At 69.8% G+C, this 18,084-nt stretch carries 14 protein-coding genes; 7 read left to right on the plus strand and 7 right to left on the minus strand.

All coding sequences use genetic code 11. From position 1 onward, the window contains the following. Positions 1–70: 70 nt before the first annotated feature. From LWF15_RS03005 to LWF15_RS37260, 5 genes are all read left to right on the plus strand, one after another. Entirely contained in the window at positions 71–898 is an 828-nt protein-coding gene (locus tag LWF15_RS03005; RefSeq protein WP_232808771.1) for a hypothetical protein, read from the plus strand. Next, a complete protein-coding gene (locus tag LWF15_RS03010; RefSeq protein ID WP_232808772.1) occupies positions 895–1,722 on the plus strand; it encodes a protein phosphatase 2C domain-containing protein in 828 nt (275 codons plus the stop codon). The genes LWF15_RS03005 and LWF15_RS03010 overlap by 4 nt, the downstream gene beginning before the upstream one ends. 680 nt (positions 1,723–2,402) lie before the next feature. Continuing rightward, positions 2,403–3,980 carry a polymorphic toxin-type HINT domain-containing protein gene (locus tag LWF15_RS03015; RefSeq protein ID WP_232808773.1) on the plus strand — a complete coding sequence of 526 codons (1,578 nt, stop codon included), beginning with the start codon at positions 2,403–2,405 and terminating at the stop codon, positions 3,978–3,980. Beyond that, positions 3,980–4,375, plus strand: a complete 396-nt coding sequence (locus LWF15_RS03020) for a hypothetical protein (protein WP_232808774.1) — start codon at positions 3,980–3,982, stop codon at positions 4,373–4,375. The genes LWF15_RS03015 and LWF15_RS03020 overlap by 1 nt, the downstream gene beginning before the upstream one ends. An 81-nt stretch (positions 4,376–4,456) precedes the next feature. Then, a complete protein-coding gene (locus LWF15_RS37260; RefSeq protein ID WP_232808775.1) occupies positions 4,457–5,500 on the plus strand; it encodes an App1 family protein in 1,044 nt (347 codons plus the stop codon). A 115-nt stretch (positions 5,501–5,615) separates the two neighbouring features. On the opposite strand, the gene LWF15_RS03030 is transcribed toward LWF15_RS37260, so the two are convergent. The 4 genes from LWF15_RS03030 to LWF15_RS03045 form a co-directional block, all read right to left on the minus strand. Then, complete coding sequence (locus tag LWF15_RS03030; RefSeq protein ID WP_232808776.1) at positions 5,616–6,440, minus strand: MerR family transcriptional regulator; 825 nt, start codon at positions 6,438–6,440, stop codon at positions 5,616–5,618. Positions 6,441–6,601: 161 nt separating this feature from the next. Next, complete coding sequence (locus LWF15_RS03035) at positions 6,602–7,573, minus strand: phosphatase PAP2 family protein (protein ID WP_232808777.1); 972 nt, start codon at positions 7,571–7,573, stop codon at positions 6,602–6,604. 491 nt (positions 7,574–8,064) lie between these two features. Continuing rightward, on the minus strand, positions 8,065–9,795 hold the full coding sequence (locus tag LWF15_RS03040; protein ID WP_232808778.1) for an aldehyde dehydrogenase family protein: 1,731 nt from the start codon (positions 9,793–9,795) through the stop codon (positions 8,065–8,067). Positions 9,796–9,937: 142 nt separating this feature from the next. Further along, complete coding sequence (locus LWF15_RS03045; protein WP_232808779.1) at positions 9,938–10,480, minus strand: hypothetical protein; 543 nt, start codon at positions 10,478–10,480, stop codon at positions 9,938–9,940. A gap of 143 nt (positions 10,481–10,623) precedes the next feature. Here LWF15_RS03045 and LWF15_RS03050 point away from each other — a divergent pair, with 143 nt between their 5' ends. Together LWF15_RS03050 and LWF15_RS03055 are read left to right on the plus strand one after the other, a co-directional pair. Then, a complete protein-coding gene (locus LWF15_RS03050) occupies positions 10,624–10,899 on the plus strand; it encodes a GlsB/YeaQ/YmgE family stress response membrane protein (RefSeq protein ID WP_232808780.1) in 276 nt (91 codons plus the stop codon). Positions 10,900–11,086: 187 nt separating this feature from the next. Further along, the gene (locus LWF15_RS03055; RefSeq protein ID WP_232808781.1) at positions 11,087–12,940 is read left to right on the plus strand and encodes an acyl-CoA dehydrogenase; all 1,854 of its coding nucleotides are present in this window, start codon (positions 11,087–11,089) and stop codon (positions 12,938–12,940) included. Between the two features lie 85 nt (positions 12,941–13,025). Here the strand turns inward: LWF15_RS03055 and LWF15_RS03060 are convergent, their stop codons facing one another. The 3 genes from LWF15_RS03060 to LWF15_RS03070 all read right to left on the minus strand — a co-directional run bounded on the left by LWF15_RS03060 (position 13,026) and on the right by LWF15_RS03070 (position 18,060). Further along, positions 13,026–13,811: a hypothetical protein gene (locus tag LWF15_RS03060; RefSeq protein WP_232808782.1), complete on the minus strand. Its 786-nt coding sequence runs from the start codon at positions 13,809–13,811 to the stop codon at positions 13,026–13,028. A 192-nt stretch (positions 13,812–14,003) separates the two neighbouring features. Then, complete coding sequence (locus LWF15_RS03065; protein ID WP_232808783.1) at positions 14,004–15,998, minus strand: S9 family peptidase; 1,995 nt, start codon at positions 15,996–15,998, stop codon at positions 14,004–14,006. A gap of 13 nt (positions 15,999–16,011) precedes the next feature. After that, positions 16,012–18,060, minus strand: coding sequence for a cytochrome c oxidase assembly protein (locus LWF15_RS03070; RefSeq protein WP_232808784.1), 2,049 nt, complete (start codon positions 18,058–18,060; stop codon positions 16,012–16,014). Positions 18,061–18,084 lie beyond the last annotated feature (24 nt).

Below are 18,084 nucleotides of genomic sequence, written 5' to 3' on the forward strand. Positions count from 1 at the left end.
CGCTGATTTAGGGGCCTAAACCCACGGTACGGACCCGGGGGAGTAGCGTCAAGGGGCCTAAACTCGAAGAGTGGAAACCGACGAGTTCGAAGCCGTACGGGGCGAGGCGGACGCCCTGACCAGGGCTCGTCGCGCAACGTCACTGATCGCTACCTATCAGCAGCGTTCGACCGAGCTGGCCAGGCTTCGCCGACTGGCGATCGAGCAGGCAGCCCGGGAGCGAGGCATGACCCTCGCCGCAGTGGCAGCAGAGATCGGCCTGTCGAAGGGGCGCATTACCCAGATCCGGCAGTCTGCCCCTCCCCCAGAGCGCGGCCTGTTCGGCGTTGGCCCCATCACGGTTGCCGTGCCGACCAGGGCCATGCCCGGGCGAGGCTTGCCGGTGATCTCGGCCGAGGACTCAATCGCAGGCGAACGCATGACCCAGGTCTTGACCGACTACGGGTTCACGGTCGAGCAGTACCGCATCCCGATCGGCGGGGAGTGGACACCGATGGGCGACGTGGTGGCCATCTGCGGGCCGAAGTCTTCGCACGTGACGGCCGATGCGATGGAAAGCGACCCCTACCTCAGTTTCTCACCCAATGAATCCGGCAAGTGGGTTCTCCAAGAACGCTCCACTGGAAGGGTTTTCACATCTGGGATGGACGCCGACCTTGCCACTGCATCGGACGTGGCCTACATCGGCAAGCTCAACTACCGTGGCACTGACCTGTTCGTCATCGCTGGCGTTCATGCCATCGGATCCGTAGGTGCAGTGCACTATTTCGCGGGTCACGCAGCGGAGCTTTACGCCCAGGTCGGCGACCACCGTTGGTCGGCGATCGTCGCCAGCAGCCATGACGGCGAAACCATCACCAGTAGTGAGTTGGTATGCCCACCACGAATCCACGAATGATCGTCAGCACCGCCACTCTTCGCGGTGACGGCCGTAAGAACCAAGACGCGATCGTCGTCTCCGACCGAGCCGCAGCCGTTCTTGACGGCGCCTCAGCCTGGTATCCGCAGGAACCTGGACGCGATGGCGGCTGGTACTCCGAGAACCTTGCAGCGCGGCTGATGACCACGCTCGACGACGACCGGGCATTGGCCGACATCGTGCACGACGCCATCGCGGACATGTGCAGCACGTTCGACCTCAAGCCAGGTGCTGCCCCAGAGAGCACACTCACGATCGCGCGCTGGGACGACCGGAACGTCGAGGTCTTTGCTCTCTGCGACAGTCCGGCCGTCATCTATGGCACCGCGGGCAATCCGACGATCGTCTTGGATGACCGCCTGCAAAGCGCCGGCACTGAGGCCCGAGCCACCTACCGGGCGCATCTTCGAGCCGGTCATGGCTACGGTCCCGAACTGAGGCCGCTTTTGGCGAAGCTCCAGGAGGACGAGTTCAAGCACCAGAACCGAGAAGGCGGCTACTGGGTAGCCGAGGCATCCCCGGAAGCCGCGCACCACGCCTACACGGCGCGCTTCGAGCTCGACCAAGTCGAAGCCATCCTCCTGCTCTCCGACGGAGCAGCAGCCGGAGTCGACGACTACGGACAGCCGTCCACGTGGCGCGAAGCAGGTTCTTTCGCCGTCTCCGACCCGGCAGGGTTCATCGCCCATGTTCACCACACTGAGGACACCGACCCAAATGGTCAGCGCTGGCCCCGGGCCAAGTGCCACGACGACAAGGCCATTGCGGTAGTCCGGCCGGTTTCCGCGTTACTGCCGAATTGACCTTTTGGTAGTCAAGGCGGCCCGCAAGCGGGCCGCAGCGCCGGGCTCTCCCGGGCGGCATGCGGCCTGGCGGCCGGTCCACCCGGGAGCCCGGCGCGCGTCGTTTGGGCGCGAGGACCAGGCCCTCAGAATCGGCCGGCACTCGGGTGGCAGCGTCTCCTTGGTCGGTGGCTGGGGTCCGTCAGGCATGGAGGAGGGGGCGGCGTCCGCGCTGCGTGCGTCGGTCCGCCCAGAGACGCTCATCTCCCTCGGGTCTTACCCCAGCATGGCCGTCCCAGCCTGGCTGAGTGCCGCTCACGCGTCGTCGCCTTCCTGAGGTGGCGGGTGATGCCGGGCAGACTTGCCGCTGCGCCGTGCCCCCCGCGTGCCCCAAGCGAGGCGACCTCGGGGTCATCTACGGTCAATGAGGGAGAGCGCCGACAGCTCCGAACCCGCAGGTCAAGGGTGATCAACGGGTTTTCCCAAGCTGACAGTGCGAGTTCGATTCTCGTCGCCCGCTCCAGCATGAAGGCCCAGGTCAGGGTATTGCCCCGATCTGGGCCTTCAGCGTTTGCCAGTCCGTGGGGACCCGCGTGCTCGTCACCGGGCGGCCAGGCCAAGCCTGAGCAAGAACACCCTTCGCCGCCGAGTTGGGCCCTGGGACCCACAGGAGCCGAACGAACGGGTTCTAGCGTCGAAACATGATCCGTCCGTATCGCGCCTGTCGTGGTCGGGATCGGGGTCAGGCCACCACCGAATACGTGGGTCTGCTGTCGATCGTGGCCGTAACCGTGGCCTCGATCGTCGCCGTGCTGCTGGCCTTCGGCTCCGGCGCCCTGACTCACCGGGTCCGGAGCGCGGCCTGCGCCGTCCTCGCTCTGAACTGCGTCCAGGACAGTGCCACGAATACCCCGGCGTCTTCGGCGACGAGCCCGCCGACCGGCACCGGCGACCCGGCCACCGCCCACGGGACCGGCACGAACGGGGCGACCGCAGACGGGGCCACCGTCGAGATCGTCGAGGACGATTCCTGTCACGGTTGGCGTGCCTGCGCCTGGAGCGGCATCAAGCAGGTCGGCAGCGGCGGCTACAACATCGGAAAGGGCGCCGTTGACGACGTCACGGGCGTCTACGACCTGGTTCGGCACCCCTCCGGCGTGGTGGACGCCGGCAAGTACATCGTCGAGCACCCCGGCGACGCCGCCGCAGAACTTGTCTGGGACACCGAGTCCTCCCAGATGTGGGACGGCGGCGACTACGGCGGCTCGGTCGGGCGCACCGCCTGGAACGTGGGGTCCTGGTTCATCCCGTACTACGACATCGGTAAGGGCGTCTCGAAGGTCGGGAAGATCGGAAAGATCGGGAAGACCGCTGAGGAGGCCGAGAAGGCCGCCAAGTCGTCGAAGGCGGCCGAGGCCGCAGAGGGCACTGGTTCGGCGGCCCGGAAGGAGGACGGCTCCGATCTCGACGAAACGGTCAGGGCCTGCGCCAACAGCTTCGCCGCAGGAACCGGGGTGCTGCTTGCCGACGGGGCTGTGCGACGGATCGACCAGATCGCTGTCGGCGAAACCGTCTTGGCGACCGATCCTTCGACCGGCCGATCCAGCGCCCGCACCGTCACCGCCGTCCTGGTTCACGACGACGTCGACCTCACCGACCTCACCGTTCGCGACATCAACGGCACGACCAGCATCATCCGGACGACCCCCGGGCACCCGTTCTTCAACGGTTCCTGGACCGCTGCCGGAGATCTGTCGCCCGGCGACCGGCTCGCCTCGGTCGCAGGTCACACGGCCGAGGTGCTCAGCGTCCACTCCTTCAGGGGCCCGGCCACCCGGTACAACCTGACCGTTGCGGGTGTTCACACGTTCTATGTGCAGGCCGGGCAGACACCCGTTCTCGTCCACAACGACAACGGCACCGGCGAGCCGGTGGTGGACAGCCAGCGCCTGCGAAACACCGTCTCCCGCCTCTTCAAGGGGGTCGGGAACACCCCCCAGATCGGTGACGGGACCACTATGGCGGCAGCCAACTCCGAGATCCAGGGCGGGCAGCTCGTCGAGGACAAGGACCACGTGAGCAAGGCCCAGAACGCCCGCAGCGCGTTGAGCAACTTCCTGAAGGACGACGTCACCAAGGTGAAGGGCGGTAAGAAGGTTCCTAATGTGAAGACCGAACGAGACATTCAGGTTGCCGAGAGTCTCATCGCGGCCCTGGATGACGCCATGGCCGGGAAATATGTTGGCCTGGAACACTACAACGGCCTCAAGGGATGCTGATGGGCGACGACGTGAAACTCCTGGAGGACCTGGTCCGACATGTCCCTGGCCTCCAGGAGGTGTACGAGATCCACGTCTTCAACGAGGGCGGTGTCCTGCCGCACCTGCTCATGGCCGACGTCTTCGACGAGGTGCTCAACGCATTCCAGGGCACAGACGACGCGGACCCCGGCCTGGACTGGCGCGCCGTCCTGGCCTACCTGGAGGACCGGTTCGCGAGCGGCAACCTGGAGATGGCCAAGGTGATCGTGACGTCCTTCCTCGACTACGTGCCCCGTCCGGGTCGGCCGGGCCACGAACTGGCCGGCGAACTCGGCCCGGTCATGGCCCAGCGCCTGGCGGCGCTCCAGGCCGGCGACCCCCGGCCGCCGACGAACCCGCTGTCACCGGGCTGACGACACCCACCCGGGCAGCCTGGGAAGTTGGAGCAGTTGGTCCAAGGGCGAGATCGGCGTGGTCCCTCTAGAGTTCGGGAGGTGACTGTTCCGACCCCGCTGCACATAAGTGCTCGCATCGAGAACGTGCTGATGGGCCGCATTGCGAGTGTGTTGCGCCGTTACTCCTGGCGGCCGCTGGCGGTGCCCTACACCGGCTACGGGTCCGCCCCGGCCGAGGGTGAGGGCTGGGCCCGGGTGCTGGTGCGGGTTCGGCTGAGTCCCCTCAACACCGCCACCGAGGACTTCGACGGGGAGGGCGGTCGCTGGTGGCGGAAGTTCTTCACCGTCGGGCTCGCCGACGTGCCGGTGTCGGTGCAGTTGGGTAGCCACGTGCACGAGGTGCGCAGCGGTCGTGGTGGCTATGTGGACGTGGTGCTTCCGAGCGACCTGGGGCCGGGGTGGCACGACGTGCCGATGCTGGTGGCCGGGCGGCCGACGGCGACGGCGCATCTGCGGGTGGTCGGGCCGGACGAGCGGTTCGGCATGGTCAGCGACATCGACGACACCGTGATGATCACGGCCCTGCCCCGGCCGCTGCTGGCCTTCTGGAACACCTTCGTGGTGAAGGAGACCAGCCGGCGGCCGGTGCCGGGGATGGCCGTGCTGTACGAACGGCTCCGCCGGGAAGAGCCGGACGCTTTGGTGGTCTACCTGTCCACCGGGGCCTGGAACGTGGCCCGGGCGATCTCGCGGTTCCTGGAACTGCACGCCTATCCGCGCGGTCCGCTGGTGATGACCGACTGGGGGCCGACGGCCGACAGCTGGTTCCGTTCCGGCCGGGCCCACAAGCACCGCGAGCTGCGTCGGCTGGTCAAGGAGTTCCCGCAGCTGCGCTGGGTGCTGATCGGCGACGACGGGCAGCACGACCCGCAGTTGTACGAGGAGCTCGCCGACGAGGTGCCGGAGGCGCTGCGGATGGTGCTGATCCGGCAGCTGTCCACCGTGGAGCAGGTGCTGACCCACGGTTCCCCGATCCCGCCTGAGCAGCAGGCACTCCATGCTCCGAGCCCGGTCCCGTGGCTGCGTGGGCCCAACGGCTCGACACTGGCCGCCCAGCTTCCGGGCATCAACGAAAGTTCGTGACCAACAACGTCTTCAATGAAATCCGAGGGGCTCCTAGGAGACCGCCCATGTGTGCGTACCGGCTTCCCCCAGCTCGGGTACGTCACCACGGGCGGCCTCCGGCTTCGGCAGAGCCTCAGGCCTTGACCACGGGCTCCTGGAGCTCGGTGACCCAGGTCGCCGGATCACCCGTGCCGTACTCCAGGTAGAGCTCCCGGTTGAGCCCGGTCGAGCGGTAGCCGCTCGCCTCGATCCAGTGGGCGAGCCGCTGGATCGAGGCGAGGACGTCGTCCATCGGGCCGTGGTGCAGGATCGTCGCCGCCTGCTCCAGGCCGGGCAGGTCGACCACCTCGAAGTCGTACGCCGGGTCCGGCTCCAGATCGACCGGGCAACCGGCGTGCACGATCACCCCCTCGCCACCGGGCCGTTGCTCGTACCAGGCCACTCCCGGGCCGGTCGAGGTGACCCCGGCCTTCTCCATACGCTCGTGCAACTGCTGGTAGAGCGGGCCGATCACCGGGCCGACGGCGTCCGGTTCGAAGCTCTCGGCCTCGCCCGACAACTGCGCCAGCCGGACCTGGGGAACCGGCTTGACCTGCACGTCCTGGGTAGGCATGGCGCCCTCCCTCTCGATGACGGACAACCTCGCCTCGACCTGGGTGAGCCGGGCCGTGTCGAGCCGCACCTGCTCCTCGAGCTCGGCCCGGCGCAACCGCAGCATGCCGCGCAGCTCTCCGGCGTCGACCTCCTCGTCGAGGATGGACCTCACCCGTTCGAGGGTGAACCCGAGGTCCTTCAGGGCGACGATGCGGTTGAGCCGGGACAGCTGGGCCGCCTCGTACGAGCGGTACCCGGTGGCCGGGTCGACGGCGGCCGGGCGCAGCAGCCCGAGCCGGTCGTAGTGGCGCAGCATCCGCACCGATACCCGGCCGTGTCTGGCGAAGTCTCCAATGGTGAACATGACTCCCCAGGTCTACGGGCTGACACCGTGTCAGGGTCAAGAACCGTGTCAGGGTCAAGAGTGGTGCCCAGGGAGCCCAGCGCCCACGACCAAGAACGAACAATGGACGTACGAAGGCCCGTCCCAGAGGTATCGGGACGGGCCTTCGTACGACTTTGGTATCAGTCGGCCGTCTTCACCAACGTCTTCTCGGAGGCCGGCTCGACCTCGACCTTGACCTCGGCCTTCACCGCTGCCGCCCGCCGGGCGGCCCGGTGAGCCTGCCAACGGGCCATCAGCCGCGGGGTGACCCAGCAGGCGAAGCCGGCCACGGCCAGACCGGTGACGACGTCGATCACGTAGTGGTTGCCGGTGATGACCACCGTGACCGCGACACCGAAGGGGTAGAGCCAGCCGTAGCGCTGGGCGAACCGGCCCCCGCTGCGCCGCCAGGCCCAGGCGCACCACATCGCCCAGCCCACGTGCAGGCTCGGGACCGCCGCGTACTGGTTGGTCAGGTGCTCGAAGCCCCGCGGGGCGCTGGCCCCGGCCCCCCACCAGCCGTAGTCCGACCAGACCCGGAGCATGTCCATCCAGGCGAAGCCGGGCAGCAGGCGGGGCGGGGCCACCGGCATGCTGACGAAGATGACCAGGCCGATCGCCGACATCACGATGAGCGAGAAGAGCGCGGACTGGTAGGCGGAGGGGTGGCGGCGCCAGAGCCAGACCAGCACCAGCGGGGTGACCAGGTAGTGCAGGCTCGCGTAGCCCATCGACAGCGGCACGGCCAGCAGCCCGTGCTGCAGCGCCCAGGCGTTGAGGTCGATGACCCAGCCGAATCCGAGCGCGTCGTCCAGCCGCAGGATGGCCTGCCCGCGCTCGACCGCGGCCTGCACGTCCTCCCCGGAGAAGGACCGGGCCAGCGAGTAGAGGAGCCAGGCCCCGACGACCAGGAACAACTGCCCGATGACGCCGCCGCGCGGGCGACCCCGGCCCGGCTCACGATCCAGCCCGTCGGGCCCGGCCTCCAACGGGTCGGGGACGACCACCGGGTCGTGCGTAACCACCTGGGGGGCGGGCGAACTACGCTCGTAACGGGCCGCGGTATCGGTCTCGACCCGCGGGGGGACCCAGCCCGCAGGGCAGACGGCCATTAGCCGACCCTGACGTCGGCCGGGCGGAAGCCGTTGACGGCCAACGCCTTTCCTAGCCCCGCCTGCGCACCTACCCGCATCAGCATGCTCCCGTCCTCGACGATCCGCGCGCCCTCGGCCTGAGGGCAGAAAACCTACGTAATGGTTTATCGCCGCTCAAGCGATTTGGCATCCTCCTGGAGTTGTACAACCAGAGCAGTACGCCGGGTGCAAAAGATGCTTGAGGTAGCAACTTTTCCGGACAGGCAGAATCGGCGCAGAGCGCACCGTTGAGCGCCACTGCGGACCCGACACCACCTACGAACTTTTCCGAGGGGCCTAACGATCACCCGGGCCAGGGCATTCCGCCATTTCAGGCGCCGTTGCCCATTCGTGATCCTTGGCCCCCGACGCCGTGCTCAGGCCACATCGGCACCAGGTCATGTCAGACAGAGCCGCGAATCACACAGATCCGGACACATCCCGCCCGGCGATCTGCCTCCGGCCGGAAGTCAGCCCCTAAGTGCGGAGAAGATGATCTGCGGCACCTTGTCCCACGAGGGCTTCCCGGCGTAGGCGGTGAGCGCGGCCCCGGTGAGGTGCGCTGTCTTGTTCGTCACGAACCAGGGCGGGCGGGGCGGCGCGGCCGCGAGCTCTCCGGCGAACAGCGATCGCGGGGCCGGGCGGAACGGGCCTCGGATCACTGCCCGTTCGGGCGCACGCAGGAACAGCGCGTTGTGCACCGTGCCGATTCCGCTGCCGACGGCCGTCAGCTCATTGCCCGGGAACGCCCCCCAGGGCACCGCCGGGAGCTGGAAACCCAGACCGATCCAGACGTTTACGCCGATGCAGCCGTAACGCAGCCGGGCCAGCTCGGTCTCGAACCCCTCGCCGAGTTCGCGCAGTGTGGCCGGGTGCGCGATCAGGCCGGCGCCGAGCGTGCCGCTGATCGAGTCGTTGGCCAGGGTGACGGCGCTCTCGAGAAACTCCCGGCCCTCTCCCGGAAGCGTGACCACGGCCAGAGCGGGTGCGAAAGTCTCTGCGTTCAGCACATATTCGAGTTCGGCGGACGCGACGGACGCATCCAGCGGGCCGACCAGCAACCGGTCGTCACCGGCGCGCTCGGCGGTCGGGCAGGCGCCCTGCACATCCTGCATGCGCCGGCTGCTGCCCGGGTAGTAGGCGGCCCGGGCGGGAGCCTGGCCGAGGACCCGGCGCAGCTCGGCCAGGAACTGGTGCTTCTGCGCCCAGTCGGAACTGATCACCACGACCTGGGTGGCCACACAGTTGTAGCCGTTGTTGATCAGCCGCTGGCTCACCACGTTCTCCGCCTGGTACCGCAGATCGGCCCGCGACCAGGGGCCGGGCAGCACGATCGCCGGGGACACCCCGCCCAGTTCGCTGCTGATCGGCTTGGTCAGCAGCGGGGTGCCGGCCTGCTTGCGGGCCTGCCCCTGCGGGCCGGGACCGAACACGATCGCGTCGTGGGTCTGGGCGCTGCCGGTGATGTGGACGTGCCCGACCTGGGGGTGGTTCACCAGGTAGGCCCCGACCTCGGCGTCGCCGGTGACGATCCGCAGCACGCCGTGCTCGATCAGCGGCCGCAGCACGGCCTGGAACACGCCCAGCAGGGGGTCGGTGACCGGGTTGAGCTTCAGCAGCACCACGCGGTCGGCCGCGAGCAGCTCGTGCAGGGCGTCGAGCACCGGGATCGACGTGACGTTGCCCGCCCCCAGCACCGCGCCGATGCCGACCTCGCGGCCGGACTCCCGCTGGTCCTGCCCGGCCTCGGCCTGCACCTGGGCGGCGGTGACCCCCGGCGGCATCCAGACGTCGGCGGAGTACCCGCTCAGGATCAGCCGGTCGACCGGGCCGTGCGGCAGCACCCGCACCGTGGTGCGCCCGCCCGGGGCCCGGCCGAAGCGGTAGCCCTCGGCCGGGCTCCGGCCGCGCTGCAGCGCCCGCAGGCTGTCGATCAGCGCGGACAGGTTGGTGAGCATGGTGTAGGGCCCGGCCAGCCACTCCTCGCCGACCAGCGGCGACTGTTCGGGCAACTGCTTGACCTCGACCGCGGCCTGCACCCAGTCGTGGGCGTACATCGAGGTGAGGGCGTGGACCCGGGAGAGCAGGAGCCGCCGGGCGGGCAGCGACGTGCGGGCCCAGACCTCCACCCCCCGCTCCAGATCGGTCAGGGCGGAGTCGACTGCGCTGAACCTCCGGTGCGGGGGCGCCTGGGTGGTCATCGACCCATCATCACCCGGCACCGCCTTTCGCCGCGATACCCCGACAGCGACAAAACCGAGCGATCCCCGAAGAGCTGTTTGAAGACGTCCGGCGCGACGGCGCCTGAGCCCTCAGGATTTCGTCGGGTCGGCTGAGAATCCCTTACGGGCAAAGCAATTCGACCAGTTCGTCGGGCCGCGAGGTGCTGAGTACCAGTTCGTTCGCCAATGCGTGACGCCACACGGTGAGCCGGACCCGGGCCGGACCGCGCAGGGTGACCCGGACGAAGGAGGCCGGCCCGCCCCGGGTGGCGGTGGCCCGCCCGGACCCGAAGGGCACGTCGATGCCGAGCCCGATCGGGTTGAGCGTGGTGACCGGGTCGTAGCGCTCGGCCCGGCTGATCAGCGCACGCGGCACCTCGACTCCGCCGAGCAGGCCGAAACGCATGGTGAGAGAGACTGAATCGACCACGATACGACCGGTCAGGGCACTGGCCAGGACGACCAGCAGGGCCCCGGTGGGGATCAGGAACAGCACCGCGACGGCGGCCGCGGGCGCGGGCGGCAGCAGGGCGAACGACAGCGCCGCGACCCCCACCACCTCCATGAAGCCGATCAGGGCGACGCCCAGCGTCAGGCACGCCCAGGCCAGGCGCGGCCCCAGGTCGAAGACCGCGCCGCGAGCACTTTGCCCCGTTTGCTCCATTGCCCGAATTATTGCCAGGACGCCGGTCGAACGTCACTCCAGTGCGGGCTTGACGTCTCAAATTGCATCCCGCGCCAAGTGGATCAATCTGGATCCAGCACCGGGCAGAGGAGCTGCCTGGTCGTCCACGAGGAGTGTCCACAATGGAAATCGGCGGCATCATCTCCGCGATCGTCATCGGACTTGTCATCGGTGCCCTGGGGCGGCTCGTCGTTCCCGGCAAGCAGAACGTCCCGATCTGGCTGACCATCGGCATCGGTATCGTCGCGGCACTCATCGGCACGGCCATCGTCGGCCCGCTGCGTGACACGAACGGCATCGACTGGATCGAGATCCTGGCCCAGGTCGTCCTGGCCGCCGTCGGTGTGGCCCTGGCCTCCAGCCTGCGTTCCGGCCGGAGCAGCCGCGGCATCCGCTGACCCGCCCGAGGAGTCCGCTCCTCGTCCGAAGCCTGAACAGCACCAGCCGATTGGCCGGTCGCCCCTCGTGGGTGGCCGGCCAATCGGTTTTTGCGCTGTCCGGTCCCTGGCCGGGACGGGAATCGTCCTCTAAAATTATATTACTAAGCAGTAACTTAGTAGGCGCACCGGCCGAGGGGACACAACGATGAGTCACTACCGCCACAACCTGCGAGACGTCGAGTTCAACCTGTTCGAGGTCTTCGGCCGGGACCAGGTACTGGGGAGCGCTCCCTTCGAGGAGATCGACGGCGAGACCGCGCGGGAGATGCTGCGCGAGATGGCCCGACTGGCCACCGACGACCTGGCCCCGTCCGCGATCGAGAGCGACCGGAACCCTCCGGTCTTCCATCCCGAGACGCACTCCGTCACGCTGCCGGAGTCGTTCAAGCAGGCCTACCGCGCCTACCTGGAGTCGGGCTTCTGGCAGATGGGCCTGCCCGAAGAGGTCGGTGGCGTCTCGGCCCCGAGCTCCCTGCGCTGGGGCATGCTGGAGTTCCTGCTCGGGGCCAACCCGGCCGTGCTGATGTACGCGATGGGCATGACCTTCTCCACCACGCTGCACCACTTCGGCACCCCGCAGCAGCAGCGCCTGGCCCAGCTGATGGTCGAGAAGCGCTGGGGCGCCACGATGGTGCTGACCGAGCCGGACGCCGGTTCGGACGTCGGCGCCGGCCGCACCAAGGCGGTGGCCCAGCCGGACGGCACCTGGCACATCAGCGGGGTCAAGCGCTTCATCACCGCAGGCGAGCACGACCTCGCCGACAACATCGTGCACTTCGTGCTGGCCCGGCCCGAGGGCGCCGGCCCCGGTACCAAGGGCCTGTCGCTGTTCATGGTGCCGAAGTTCCACGTCGACCTCGAGACCGGTGAGCTGGGCGAGCGCAACGGCGCCTTCATCACCAACGTCGAGCACAAGATGGGCCTCAAGGTCTCCACCACCTGCGAACTGCGCTTCGGCGAGGTGGACGGCGTCCCGGCGGTGGGCACGCTGCTGGGCGACGTGCACCACGGCATCGCGCAGATGTTCGACATCATCGAGGGCGCCCGGATGATGGTCGGCACCAAGGCCATCGCCACCCTCTCCACCGGCTACCTGAACGCGCTCGAGTACGCCAAGGAGCGGGTGCAGGGCGCCGACCTGACGCAGATGCAGGACAAGGCCGCGCCCCGGGTCACGATCACCCACCACCCGGACGTGCGGCGTTCGCTGATGACCCAGAAGGCGTACGCCGAGGGGCTGCGCGCCCTGGTGCACCTGACCTCGGTGCAGCAGGACGCGGTGAAGGTCGCCGAGGCGCGGGGCGAGCGGGACGAGGACGCCGAGCGGCTGAACGACTTCCTGCTGCCGATCGTGAAGGGGGTGGGCTCCGAACGGGCCTTCACGCTGCTGGGTTCGGAGAGCCTGCAGACCTTCGGCGGGTCCGGCTTCCTGCAGGACTACCCGCTGGAGCAGTACGTCCGGGACTCCAAGATCGACACGCTGTACGAGGGCACCACGGCGATCCAGGGCACCGACTTCTTCTTCCGCAAGATCGTGCGGGACAAGGGCCGGGCGCTGTCGCTGATCACCGAGCAGATCACCGAGTTCGCCAAGGCCGACCCGGGTGACGGGCGGCTCGCGGCCCAGCGGGAGGCGCTCGGCCAGGCCTGCGAGAACTTCCAGGGCATGGTGGCCCACCTGCTGAAGGTGGTGCGCTCGGCCGACACCCGCGCCGAGGGCGCCGACGTCACCAACATCTACAAGGTCGGCCAGAACACCACCCGCCTGCTGATGGCGGCCGGCGACCTGCTGGTCGGCTGGCTGCTGCTGCGCCAGGCCGACGTGGCGCTGACCGCCCTGGAAGGCTCCGCGAAGGCTGCCGACCGGGCCTTCTACCAGGGCAAAGTGGCTGCGGCGACGTACTTCGCGGCTCAGGTGCTGCCGCACCTGGCGGTGGAGCGGGCGATCCTCGAGAGCACCGACAACGCACTGATGGACCTGCCCGAAGAAGCGTTCTGACCTGACTCCGGGCGCCTCCCGACGATCGGGAGGCGCCCGGAAACAGGTGCTGTACGGCCGTTCTCAGCCAGGTACCGACCGGGTCTCAGTCGAGCGCGGTGAGCTTCTCCACCTCGATCGTGGCCAGCGAGTCGGCCAGTTCGGCGGCGGTCTCCTCGTCGCTGCCGGCCACCTGCACCCCGGCGACCAGCTCGTTCACCCGCACCAGCATCCGCACCACCGCGCGCCCGTCGGCGGTGCTGCTGCCGGCCCAGGTCTGCTCGGAACCGGTGACCTCGTGCGGCAGCACCTCGACCGGCTGGTTCCACGAACAGCCCCCGATGCCGGTGGTCAGCCCGGTGAGCGCGTCGGCCGCGGCGTCGGTACTGGGCCAGCGGGTGACCGTGAGGGAGACCTCGGTGTCACCGCTCCAGCGCCACTCGCGCTGCTGGGCGTTGTCGGTGACCCCGGGCTGGGCCGTACCGGTGGGCCCGGCGCAGCTCAGCCCGTCGACCAGTTCGGGATCGACCGATCCGGAACTGGCCCCGGCCGCCGCCCCGGTGAGGCTGACCCCAGGGGGCAGCTCGGAGGCGGAGAAGCCGAGCGACTCAGGCACCTCGGCCGCCGCGCGCTGCTCGTGTTTCGGCAGGAGAACGGCGCTCACACTGTCGGTGCTCTGCTCGGCGGTGGCCAGTTGCCAGCCCACCGGCACGGCGACCAGCACGGCCAGGGCACCGACCGCGGCGCCCAGCCGTTGCGAGCGCACTCTTCGCGAGCGCCGCCGGCTGCCGGCCGCCAGGGCGGCGACATCCACGGACGACTCACTCAGCCGCTCGTGCAGAGCGACGTCGAGCCGTGCCGCGAGCTCGGCGTCCGCTCCTTGCTCCGTCATCGCGCGCCTTTCCTCACTTCTCAGGTCCCGTGCGCCGGCATCCCGTCGGCGTCCTCCCGCGGGGCAGACGCTGCCGAGGAAGTGAACGTTGCACGGTCAACCGAAAGTTTCATCCACAAGTGCCCCGGCGCACCATCGGCCGGACCAGGGCACCGCGGCCCGCCCGTTCGGCGGCCGGGAGCCGCCGGTTGTTCAGCGCAGCAGGTCGGGAGTCTGCCAGGGTTCCCCGTGAACGGTCTGGGCGAGGAACGCGAAAACCGTCTCGTACCAGACGCACAGGTTCTGCGGCCGGAGCACCCAGTGGTTCTCGTCCGGGAAGACCAGCAGCCGGTGCGGCATGGTGCCGTCCTCACCCACGTTCAGCTCGCCCAGCCGGGCGAACAGGGCCAGCCCTTCGCTGATCGGCGTGCGGTAGTCCTTCTCGCCGTGGATCACCAGCATCGGGGTGGTGATCGACTCGGCGAACCGGGCCGGGGAGTGCTCGGCCCGGGCCTGGGCGGTCATGATCTGGCGCCAGTAGAAGCCCGCGTCGGTGGTGCCTCGGAAGGTGTCGAGGTCCCAGATGCTGGCGTGCGCGACGATGCCCCGGAACCGGTCGGTGTGACCGGCGATCCAGTTGGCCATGTAGCCGCCGTACGAGGCGCCCATGGCGGCCGTGCGCCCGGCGTCGATGTCCTCGCGCTCCACCGTCACGTCGGTGATCCGCATCAGGTCGGTGTAGGGGGCACCGCCCCAGGCTCCCCAGCCGCGGCGGACGAAGTCGAGCCCGTAGCCGGTGGAGAGGGCCGGGTCGGGCAGCAGGACGGCGTAGCCCTGGGCGGCCGCCAGCCACGGGTTCCAGCGCCAGTGCCAGCCGTTCCACGAGCCCAGCGGTCCTCCGTGCACCCACAGCAGCAGCGGCGCCGGGCGATCCGCCGAGGCCTGCTCCGGAAGGACCAGCCAGCCCCGCAGCGGGGTTCCGTCCTCGGCCGTGGTGGTCACCTCGGTGAGGGTGCCCGGCAGGGGCAGCTCCTCGGCCGGGCCGCGCAGGGCCGTGACCTCGCCGGTCCGCGGGTCGATGCGGACCGGGGCGGGCGGGGAGTCGACGCTCGAGCGTAGGGCGTACAGCCCGCTGCCGTCCCGGGTGATGGTCAGGTCGGTGAAGGCACCGCGGTCGGTGAGCTTGCGTACCGTGCGCCGGTCCAGATCGATCCGGAACACCGGCGCGTGCCCCTGGTCGTCGGCGGTGACCAGCAGCGCCTCGCCGTCCGGCGTCCAGACCGGCGTGCCGGTGGGCCAGCGGTCCCAGCCCGGCGCGGCCTCGTGCACCTGCCCGGCGCGGTCGCCGGTCAGGTGCAGCACCATCAGCCGCTGGTGCTCGGGGGTGTCGGGGCTGGGCACCGCCTCGGACACGAACGCGACCTTCGAGCCGTCGGCCGAGAACGCCGGGCTGCGGAACTCGGCCACGTCCTCGGTGAGCAGGGTGCGGCGGGCTCCGGTGGGCACGTCGATCGAGACCAGGTGGGGCCGCAGCACACCGCCGGACCGGACCTCGGTCCAGCTGCAGATCACCGTGCTCCCGTCCGGGCTCACCGCGTAGTCCGGTTCGGGGCGCAGAGCCGGGCCGGTGGGACCGGTGAGGTCGCGCGCCGTGCCCTCGTCGTCCAGCACGAACAGCCGGTCGGCCGCCGGCCCCCAGAACTCGTCCCACCAGCGCACCGGGATGCTCTCGTGCAGGGTGGCCGACACCTTCAGCTCGCGCCGGGCCTTGCGTCGCCGCTCGTCCTCGCCGGGACTGGTCGAGCTGGGCAGGGTGGGTGAGGTCAGCACCACCGTGCCGGCCTCGGCGGCGACCACCACACTGCTGATCCCGCCCGGCCGGGTGGCGTACGGCCGGGCCTCACCGCGGTCCGGCATCAGCCAGAGCGAGGCCGGGCGCTCCTCCTCGTCGTCGTCCGGATCGGGCCGCGCCGAGGTGAACAGCAACGAGCCGTCCGGCCGGAACACCGGCCGGGACTCGCCGGTGCCGCCCCAGGTGAGCCGGCGCGGGGCCGGGCCCTGCGGATCGACCGGGACCTCCCACAGCGAACTGGTGAAGCCCGTGCGCTTGGGGTCGAGCACGGAGACCGTGACGACCAGGCGGTCGCCGTCGGGCGAGACGCTCAGCCCGGACAGGCGCGGGAGCTCGAGGAAGTGATCCAGGTTCACCCGATTTGTCCTATCACGAAGCCGGCGGCTTCTCCTCCTGCGTGGCCTCTTCGGGCGCCGTCGACGTGGTCACCGTGGCGGTCTTCCGGCCCGACATCTTGGCCAGCATCTGGTTGTAGGCCTCCAGCTCGGCGTCGCCGTCGCGATCGGCCTTACGGTCGTAACGGCGCTGCTCGCGGTCGTCGGAGCGGGCCCACTGCACCATCAGGACCAGCGCGATCAGCAGGGTCGGGAACTCGCCGATGCCCCAGCCGATGCCGCCGCCGTACTGCTGGTCGCTGAGCAGCCCGCCGCCCCAGGTGCGGCCGAGGTTGCCGAAGAACTCCGACTGCAGCACGGTCTCGCCGTTCATCATGGCCAGGAAGAAGAACGCGTGGAAGGCCATGGTGGCCAGGAGCACGATCAGCCGCAGCGGGTAGCCGAAGCGCTTGGGTCCCGGGTCGACGCCGATCATCGTCCAGGCGAACAGGTAGCCGCTGAGCAGGAAGTGCACGTCCATCAGCTCGTGCCCGGTGTGCGTGGTCAGCGCCATCTCGAACAGGTCGGAGTAGTAGAAGGCGACCAGGCTGCCGGCGAAGATCAGGGCGGCCACCGGCGGGAACGAGATCAGCTTCAGGTAGCGCGACTCGGTCACGATCAGCAGCCACTCGCGCGGGCCCCGGCTGCCGTCGCGGCGCGTGGTCAGGGTGCGCAGGGCCAGGGTGATCGGTGCCGAGAGCACCAGCAGCGGCGGCACGATCATCGCCAGCATCATGTGCATGATCATGTGGCCGCTGAACGTCACCCGGCCGTAGACCGCGGGGGCCCCGCAGGTGGCGTAGATCAGCAGGGCGACACCGGACACCAGGGCCACCGACCGGCCGACCGGCCAGGCGTCGCCCCGCCGGCGCAGCCGGACCACACCGGTGAAGTAGGCGAGGAGGACGACCGCGCCGATCACGATCCACATCAGGTCGGGCTGCCAGGAGGTGAACCAGCGGGCCAGGGTGGGCTCCGGCGGCATCGGGTAGCCGGTGATCGACTCGGCGATGTCGGTGCTGCGGTAGCCGGTGCTCGGCGGTGGGGTGCGCGACAGCGCCGAGGCCAGGCCGAAGGCAGTCGCCATGATGCCCAGCTCGACCACGGCGAGCCGGGTGAAGGCGCCGCGGCGGCCGGCCTCCAGGGCGGGCAGGGTGGCCACCCGGTGGCGGTAGCCGAACAGGCCGAGCAGGACCAGGGCCGCGGTCTTGCCCAGCAGCAGCAGGCCGTAGCTGGAGCCCAGGCTGCCCAGGTCGGAGATCCGCAGCGAGGAGTTGACCAGCCCGGACAGGCCGACCGCGACGAAGGACCAGAGGGCGAAGGTGGAGTAGCGCTCGGCCGCCCGGGCCAGCACCGGGCCCTTGATCGTGGGGGCGAGCAGCAGCAGGGCGGCCAGGCCGCCGACCCACACGGCCGCACCGATCAGGTGCAGGCCCATGCTGGTGACCGCGGTCTGGTGGTCACCGCTGCTGCTGGAGTGCCCGTTCAGCGCGGTCGGGACCAGGCAGGCCAGCGAGCCGGCGGCGAGCCAGGCGGCCGAGGTGGTCTTGACCGCCCCGGCCGCGAGCAGGCCGACCACCGCGGCGCCGGCCGCGGTCAGCCCGAGGCCCCGGCCCAGGTCGATGTCGCGGGTGTAGGCCACCAGCTGGCTGCCGAAGCCCGGGCTGTCCATCGGCGCACCGAGCACGTCGGCCAGGTTGAACACCAGCAGCGCGATCGCGGCCAGGGCCCAGACGGTGGCCGAGGCCGCGGCGATCAGGAAGGCCGGGCGGTGGGCCTCGCCCTGACGGCCCACCGGCAGGGCGAGGGCGGTCAGCAGCAGCACGCCGACGGTGACCGCCCCGGCGATGTCGGCGACCACCCGGGCGAGGATCAGGCCCCAGCGCACCATCGGGCCCGGGTCCTGCAGGATGCTCGGCACGGCCGCTCCGGAACCGGCGGCGGCCAGCACCGCGGTGCCGAGGGCCAGCACCACCAGCACGGTGCCGATCATGGCCGTCCGGCCCACGTCGAGGGGCTGGCGAGTGGTCGTCGGGCTGCTCACTGAGGGGTCATCCACTTCTGCTTC

The organism is Kineosporia rhizophila (genome assembly GCF_021277265.1).
Taxonomy (GTDB): Bacteria; Actinomycetota; Actinomycetes; order Actinomycetales; family Kineosporiaceae; genus Kineosporia; species Kineosporia rhizophila.

Excerpts from the sequence above, each read along its gene's own strand:
- LWF15_RS03010 (WP_232808772.1), top strand. The coding sequence starts at position 895 with ATGATCGTCAGCACCGCCACTCTTCGCGGTGACGGCCGTAAGAACCAA.
- LWF15_RS03015 (WP_232808773.1), top strand. The coding sequence starts at position 2,403 with ATGATCCGTCCGTATCGCGCCTGTCGTGGTCGGGATCGGGGTCAGGCC.
- LWF15_RS03020 (WP_232808774.1), top strand. The coding sequence starts at position 3,980 with ATGGGCGACGACGTGAAACTCCTGGAGGACCTGGTCCGACATGTCCCT.
- LWF15_RS03030 (WP_232808776.1), bottom strand. The coding sequence starts at position 6,440 with ATGTTCACCATTGGAGACTTCGCCAGACACGGCCGGGTATCGGTGCGG.
- LWF15_RS03035 (WP_232808777.1), bottom strand. The coding sequence starts at position 7,573 with ATGGCCGTCTGCCCTGCGGGCTGGGTCCCCCCGCGGGTCGAGACCGAT.
- LWF15_RS03040 (WP_232808778.1), bottom strand. The coding sequence starts at position 9,795 with ATGACCACCCAGGCGCCCCCGCACCGGAGGTTCAGCGCAGTCGACTCC.
- LWF15_RS03045 (WP_232808779.1), bottom strand. The coding sequence starts at position 10,480 with ATGGAGCAAACGGGGCAAAGTGCTCGCGGCGCGGTCTTCGACCTGGGG.
- LWF15_RS03050 (WP_232808780.1), top strand. The coding sequence starts at position 10,624 with ATGGAAATCGGCGGCATCATCTCCGCGATCGTCATCGGACTTGTCATC.
- LWF15_RS03055 (WP_232808781.1), top strand. The coding sequence starts at position 11,087 with ATGAGTCACTACCGCCACAACCTGCGAGACGTCGAGTTCAACCTGTTC.
- LWF15_RS03060 (WP_232808782.1), bottom strand. The coding sequence starts at position 13,811 with ATGACGGAGCAAGGAGCGGACGCCGAGCTCGCGGCACGGCTCGACGTC.